This is a genomic window from Algorimicrobium echini (assembly GCF_900115185.1).
Lineage (GTDB): Bacteria > Bacteroidota > Bacteroidia > Flavobacteriales > Flavobacteriaceae > Algorimicrobium > Algorimicrobium echini.
In genome coordinates this window covers 21,700-30,078 of record NZ_FOVN01000010.1, presented here as the reverse complement: position 1 = coordinate 30,078, position 8,379 = coordinate 21,700, and the positions used below count along the sequence as shown (strand labels likewise).

Here is an 8,379-nt window from a genome sequence, read left to right as displayed (position 1 = left end):
TTTGATGATGGTAACGGTAATTCTACTACTGCAACGCAAACCTATAATTATGATGATACCACAGCTCCGGTTACTCCAACTTTACCAAATCTAACGAACCAATGTTCAGTTACGATTACTGCTCCTACAACTATAGATGCTTGTGCTGGAACGATTACAGGAACGACAGTAACCTCATTCCCAATAACTTCCCAAGGAACAACAGTCGTTACGTGGACCTTTGATGATGGTAACGGGAACATAATTACGCAAACACAGAATGTCATAATCACAGACAACACAGCTCCAACATTTGATTCGTGTCCACCAAGTGCATCAGTAAATAACGATTCTGGTGTTTGTGGTGCCGTTGTAAATTTCACGATCCCTACTGCAACTGATAATTGCGGAGTTGCAACAGTTGCACAAACTGACACTACAGGATTAACTTCAGGTAATGTGTTTCCGATTGGAACCACAACAATTGAATTTACAGCTAACGATGGCAACGGAAACACAGCAACCTGTTCTTTTAATATAACCGTAACAGATACTGAAACCCCTACGATAACGTGTCCTTCAGATATAATTGTCAATGCAGATGCAAATTGCGAAGCAACAACTGTTAATTTAGGAACCCCAACTACCAATGATAATTGTGGAATTACCTCTGTAACTAATGATTTAGCATCCCAATTACCGCTACCTATTGGAATTCATACGGTAACATGGACCGTAGAAGATTCTAATGGATTAACAGCAACCTGTACACAACAAATCACTGTACAAGATGTAACGCCTCCTGTTATTAACTGCCCAACGCCTAATGCATTTTATAATACAGATGCTGGACAATGTGATGCTACATTAACGTTTAATGCGACGGCTTCAGATAATTGTAGCGCTGCACCAATAATTGTTTACGAAATTAGTGGTTCGCCAATTACATTCCCATATAATTTTCCAGTTGGAACAACAACTGTCGATGTCATTGCTAACGATGGGAACGGACTTTCGTCAACCTGTAATTTTGATGTCCTTGTACAAGATAATCAAGCACCAAATGTAGTTTGTCAACCTTTAACCATTACGCTGGATAGTAATGGTACTGCTTCAATAGCAGAAGATGCGGTTAATAATGGCTCATCAGATGCCTGTGGTGGATTAACCTTTGATACAGATGTCACTACTTTTAATTGTTCTAATATTGGCATTAACAACGTAACACTAACTGTTACAGATGCTAATGGAAATTCTGCTTCCTGTAATACAACCGTTACGGTTTTAGATGTGGTTCAAGGCGCAACAGCAAATATAACAGCGTCTCCTGTATCGCCAATTTGTAGTGGAACTTCGGTTACATTTACAGCTACAAGTTCCAATTTAGGGTCAAACCCAAGTTACGAATGGTTTGTTGGTGGAAGTTCCGTTGGAAATAATAGCGCAACTTATACAACAACCGCTTTAACAAATGGCGATGACGTTTATGTAGAGATTACTTCAGGACCTTGTAATACGGTAACAACTAGTAATAGTATTACCATGTCTGTAAACCCTTTATTACCAGTGTCTTTCACTTTAAATTCATCTGCCAACCCAGCATGTACAGGAGAAAATGTAACGTTTTTTGTTACAAATTTAGTAAATGGTGGTGCGTCACCTACGTACCAATGGTATGTAAATGGCTCACCAGTAGGGACAAATGCGAGTTCATATGCCACAACAAGTATGTCAACGGGAGATGTTGTTTCTGTGGAAGTAAGTTCAAATCTGACTTGTGCCAGCCCAATTCCAGCTACTGAAACGATGACGATGACGGTCACGCCGAATGCTACCATTAGTTTAACCTCTGCAAATAATAATCAAACGGTATGTAATGGAAATGCATTAAATACTATAACGTATAATATTACAAATGCAACTGGTGCAACAATTACAGGAATTCCAACAGGAATTACAGGATCCTATTCTTCAGGAACGTTTACAATATCTGGCAGTTCAACTCAAGTTGGAACTTTCAATTACACAGTAACACCAAATGGTTGTGGGACAAATATAGCTACAGGTACAATTGTTATTGCTCCTGATGCATCGATAAATCTTATTTCTGCTTCAGAAAATATAGGGTTATGTAATGATAATTCGGCAATGACACCAATACAATTTCAATTAAATTCAGGTGCAACGGGAGCTACCTTAACTAGTTCGCCCGCACTACCTGGCGGAATTTCAGGGTCATTTAATTCCGGTACTGGTGTTTACACTATTAATGGAAATACAAATCAAGTTGGAACATACAATTATACAGTTACAACATTAGGTTGTGGTACTGGAGATTCTATAAGCGGAGAAATAAAAGTTTATAATGGGATACCACTAACACCAAGCGATATTGATGGTCCATCTTCATTTTTATGTCCAGTTACGGAGGCTATATATTCAGTACCATTAGATCCTAATGTAGAAAGCTATAATTGGAATGTATCAGCAGGATTTACTATAATTTCTGGTCAAGGTACGAATGAAATTAATTTAGCGGTAAATGGCATTGCGTTTTTGGAGACTATTACTGTATCAGCAACAAATGCTTGTGGTACTTCCCCGAGCATATCTGAAACAGTATTTATGAACTTTTCTTCAAGTGATATTGATGCAGGTAATGATATTTATGTTTGTGCTGGAACTACTTCGGTTATAATGAATGGAGATGATGGTGGTTTAGATTATGACGAATGGACTTGGAGTGATGATGGTGCTGGAGGTTCGTTTTCAACTGTAGTAGTGGATCAGTCTTGCGTTAGGGATCCTTGGTGGTGCTTTTGGTGTCCTCCAACTTGCACTGATATCTATGATTTTTCAGAAACAAGCACATATACCATTCCGCCCACTGCTCAACCAGGAGATGTAATTACGATTTCATTAATAGCTGATAACTGGTTTTGGTGCGACCCTTTAGAAAGCACCATGCAAATTCATATTTTAGAAGATCCTGAAGCTGAAATTACATCGTCCGATATAACCCTTTGTGAAGGTGACACTACAACGATTACTTTTTCAGGAACACCAAATGCGCAAATAAGATATGACGACGGAACTGGGAATACTCAAGTGCAACTTAATGCTAGTGGAAATTATTCTTTAACAGTTTCACCGACAGTAACAACTACATATACTCTAAATAGAGTAAGATACACTAATGGTGCTTATCCTGGTGCGGGAAATAACTGTAATATAACCTTAAATGAAAGTGTTACTATAAATGTGAACGAGCCAGCAACCGTATCTGTACCTGCCGATGTGACTATTTGTGAAGGTGAAACCGTAAGTTTAGCAAGTGCAACCATAGGCGGTTCCAATGCTGTTGGCACTTGGACGTCTTCCGGAAGCACGGGAACCATTTCAGGCAGTACGTACACACCAAGTCCTGCGGATATTTTCAATGGTTCGGTAACTTTAACATACACCAACACACCTAGTGATGGTATTTGTCCTGCTGTGAGTGACAGTATGGTGGTAACCATTAATCAACTACCTACGGTTGATGCTGGTATAAACCGAACAATTTGTAGTACCGAAACAGTTACATTAAACGGAAGTATCGGTGGTACAGCAACATCTGCCACTTGGAGTGCATCAAGTGGAAGTTTCTCAAATCCGAATGACCTGAATGCAACTTATACACCAAGTATTACCAGTGGTAACGTAACTTTAACATTAACTTCAAATGATCCAGCTGGACCATGTGGTCCTGACTTGGATACCGTAATCATTACAGTGAATCCTGCTGCGACAGTGAATGCAGGTCCAGATCAAACAATTTGTTCAAATGAAACGGTTGTATTATCAGGCTCATTTGGTGGTAGTGCTTCATCTGCTAGTTGGAGTTCTAATGGTTCTGGAACATTTTCTGGTTCTAACTACATACCTAGCGCTGCTGATATTACTGCAGGATCCGTAATTCTTACGTATACAACTAATAATCCTGCTGGCGTTTGTGGACTTGTTTCAGATACCATGGTTGTAACTATTAATCAAGCAGCTTCAGTTAATGCAGGAACAGATATTACCGCCTGTTCTAGTACTACATCTATTAATTTGTCTGGTGTAGCAAATACACCTGGCTCATGGTCTGGTGGTTCGGGTTCATTTACAGATGCTACATTGCCTAACACGACTTACACATTAGGCACTGGTGAAACAAGCGGAACAATTACCTTAACATACACAACCAATGATCCAGATGGCTCTGGACCGTGTAGTTCTGCTTCAGATTCTGTAAACATAACAGTCATTCCATTTGTATCAGCAACCGCCAATAACTTAACAACTATTAGTTCATGTAATGATACAACTATTCAGCTTTCGGCAAATGGTTCAGGACAATGGTCCGCAGTTCCAATACCGGCAACAAGTACATTTTCGTTCTCCAATACCAATGATCCAAATGCAACTTTTACTGGTGAAAGCGGTGTGAATTACACGTTAACTTGGACTATTGATAATGCAGCGCCATGTGCTGATGATACGGCTACGGTTGCTGTTAATTTCCCTAGTTGTGGTAATTTTATTGACTTTGACGGCACAGACGATTCAGTAAATTTTGGTAACACTTATAACCTATCAGGCTCGTTTAGTATCGAAGCTTGGATAAAGCCAAATGTTATTTCTAATAGTGTAAAAACAATCATCTCTAAACGTAACGCAAACAACTTATCAACAGGTTACGACTTGCGTCTAGTTAACGGAACAATATCCTTTAATGCTAATGGTTCTAATATTTCTGCTAACGGAATAACAGCTAGCAGATGGTATCATATTGCAGTAACCTATAATGGGTCACAGTACAAATTGTATGTTGACGGGATAGACAGAAACACGAGAACTGGTCCAGCGCCAACTACTAATAATTTTAATGCCTTGTTAGGCGCCATGTCCCGAACTAATAATACACCAACTAATTATTATTCTGGTTGGATGGATGAAATTCGTATATGGAACACCAACTTGAGTACTGACCAAATTCGTAACATGATGAACCAAGAAATTCAAAACAATGGTGGTTCAGTACGTGGGTCGACAATGCCTTTAGATGTTACTGGGATTAACTGGAGCAACTTAACAGCCTATTACCAAATGAATCAAGGTACACCAGATATTTCAGGCGGTAATTTAGTAGCTGATGTTGGAACAACAGGAAGGTTAAGAAACATGACGACACTTCAGGACGAGTCTGCTCCACTACCGTACTTGAGTACACAACCTGGAACATGGAATACTGCTAGCACGTGGTTACATGGTAACGTACAAATGATTCCAAATACAAATTCAGTAACTTGGAATATCGTCCGAACGGCTCATAATGTCAATTCTGGTAATAGAGCAACTACTGTTCTTGGTTTACTGGTGGATGCCAATACGATGTCTATTACAAACGATCAAAGCATACAAGTTAACAGTTACCTTAAAATTGATGGTGTTCTAGATTTAGAAGGCGAATCACAATTACTACAACCTACAGGTAGTATGGTTGACTATACTGGAACGGGCTCACTACATCGTGACCAACAAGGAACAACGAATCTCTTTAACTATAACTATTGGTCATCTCCGGTAAGTACCGATGGCTCTACGTTCAAAATAGGAGCTGTGTTATATGACGGCTCAAACCCTGTAAACTGGGTATCTAGTCCAAGTGCTACTGGTTCTACAAACCCAGTAACGTTGAGTAGTCGCTGGTTGTATTTATATGAAAACTATCCAGCAGACTCCTATGCTGCTTGGAATGCTATAAATACCAATTATGACGTTCCTGTAGGATTAGGATATACTATGAAAGGAAGTGGTGTTGGCCATCCAATTAACGATTTACAAAATTATACATTTGTTGGAAAACCAAACAATGGCACTATTTTAACTCCTGTAACTGGAGGTAACGAGGCGTTAGTTGGTAATCCATACCCATCAGCTATAGATGCTACCCAATTTATTAATGACAATGCTGGTAGTATTACTGGTGCATTATATTTTTGGGAACACTCTAAAACAAATGATTCCCACATAACCATAGACTATGAAGGTGGTTATGCCGTACGAAACCTATTAGGAGGTGTGGCAGCCACATCACCTCCTACTGGAATTGGAAGTGTTGGAATGGTTGGTAAAATACCACAACGCTATGTTCCTGTTGCTCAAGGTTTTTATGTAACAGGTGATGCAGACGGTGGAAACATTGTATTTAATAATGGGCAACGTATTTTCAAAAAAGAAACAGAAGCCAATACATCCGTATTTTTTAGAAATGAATCCAATCAAGAAACAACATCTGATTCTGAAAACAATAATGAATTTAAATTGATTCGTTTAGATTTCTCAACACCAGAAGGCGCTGTTAGACATTTAGCTTTAGGCTTTACACCTAACAACGAAGCTAGTGAAGCTGTTGATTATGGTTATGATGCGTTAAATACTGATTACTTCCCTTCCGATATGTCGTTCGAAATTGAAGGCGGTAAATACATTATTCAAGGTGTGGGCGAATTCAACACTGAAAATATGTATCCAGTAACCATTGATATGGGTATCACTGGAAATGCCGAAATTGCCCTTACCGATTTTGAGAATTTTGATACGGATCCTGACGTGTATGTATATGATGCCTTATTGGGTACCTATTCTCGAATTAATGTTACACCGTACCAAACCAATTTAGATGCAGGAACTCATGAAGGCCGTTTCTATATTGTTTTCCAAGAAGATAATGTATTAAGTACAGAAACAAATGAGTTTCCGAATGTTATTGTAAACTACTTAAATAGTACCAATCAAATTTACATTAAGGTGCCTTATAGTATGGTCATCAAACAAGTGTATCTGGTTAATATGCTCGGACAAACCATTAAATCTTGGAATAGTACCAATGCACCATTATCTCAAGAGTGTAAAATACCTGTCACACAGTTATCCGAAGGAAATTACATTATAAAAGTTCAAACAAACGACAACCAAACCATTAATAAAAAGGTGATTGTCAAAATGCCATAAAACAGGTATACATTTTTGTAAAAACGCCCTCTCAATAAATTTTGAGAGGGCGTTTTTATTGTTTTCTATCATATGCATTAATTTTATTAAACATGTGCAAACCTGCTTTTCTAGCGTATAACTTGTAATCCATAACCAATCACTCATCATAATTAAGTTCTACATCATTATTTTGGTACCTATCATGATGTATAGATGGTAAATGGTTAAGTTATGGAAAATAGTGATTTTAAAACGTTGTGTGACGCATCATGAGTATGAATCCTACGAAAGCAAAATGCATTTCAACGAATATTATTGTATTTCGTGGATGTTTTTAAATAATATTTTTATATTAGCAGTCCCAAATTATACTAACATTCATTTAAACCCCAACGCAAATGAATAAATTAACCTACTTATACACATGGGTGTTTTGCGCACTTTTTCTTGGCTTAACACCAGCAAAAGCTAATACTTCAGACACGGAGGCATCTTACAATCAACCACAATTAGTTCGTATAGACTTTACCATGCCCAATGGTTATGTCAGACATTTACTGTTAGGCTTTACTCCTGATAATGTGGCAACCGATGGTGTTGATTTTGGTTATGATGCACTCAATTTAGACAATTATCCAGACGATATGAGCTGGATAATTGACAATCAAGCCTATGTAATCCAGGGTGTCGGTGCGTTTGATGAAACGAAACAATATCCGCTCGGAATGTTTCTTTCAAACAGTGGTAACATTGAAATAGCTCTAGACCAATTAGAAAATTTTGATAATCCAATAGATGTTTACCTTTATGATGCTGAAAATAATACCCATACTTTATTAAATGAGTTTGATTTTCAGAAAAACATATCTGAAGGTCATTATTTAGATCGTTTTATGATAACGTTTAATCAAGATCCCATTTCTAACCCAAATGAGGATTTATTATCCATTCAGGATCAAACCAAAGAAACGACTTCTATTACATATTTAAGAAACACGAAAGAACTACGATGCAAATCAAATCAAATCGTAAATCAAGTCGAGATATATAATATACTTGGTAAACGAATTGGTTATTTCCCAAACATAAACAGAAAAGATTTTAAATTACCCTTATTTGTTAATAAAGAACGCTATGGTATTATTAAAATCTATACAAGAAACGGACAAACTAGTAAAAAAGTTATTTTTTAATCAACCTTAAATTGTAGCACGCAAAAAACCAGTGAGTTATCCTCACTGGTTTTTTTTTGTTCAATTTTTAATCGAAAATAGTAATCTTAAACTTACTTTTAAAAAAAAATAGAAATTCGCTTTAACAACATAATACTCTTAAATACAGTTGTTTAGGTGAAAACTAATAAATTCACAAATACAG

2 protein-coding genes are annotated in these 8,379 nt (G+C 37.4%); both read left to right on the top strand.

The window, feature by feature from the left end:
* Positions 1-7,020: HYR domain-containing protein (locus tag BM239_RS14975; protein WP_143094938.1), on the top strand; the 7,020-nt coding region annotated here is incomplete at its 5' end.
* Between the two features lie 380 nt (positions 7,021-7,400).
* A complete protein-coding gene (locus BM239_RS14965; protein ID WP_092210089.1) occupies positions 7,401-8,195 on the top strand; it encodes a hypothetical protein in 795 nt (264 codons plus the stop codon).
* Positions 8,196-8,379: the final 184 nt, after the last annotated feature.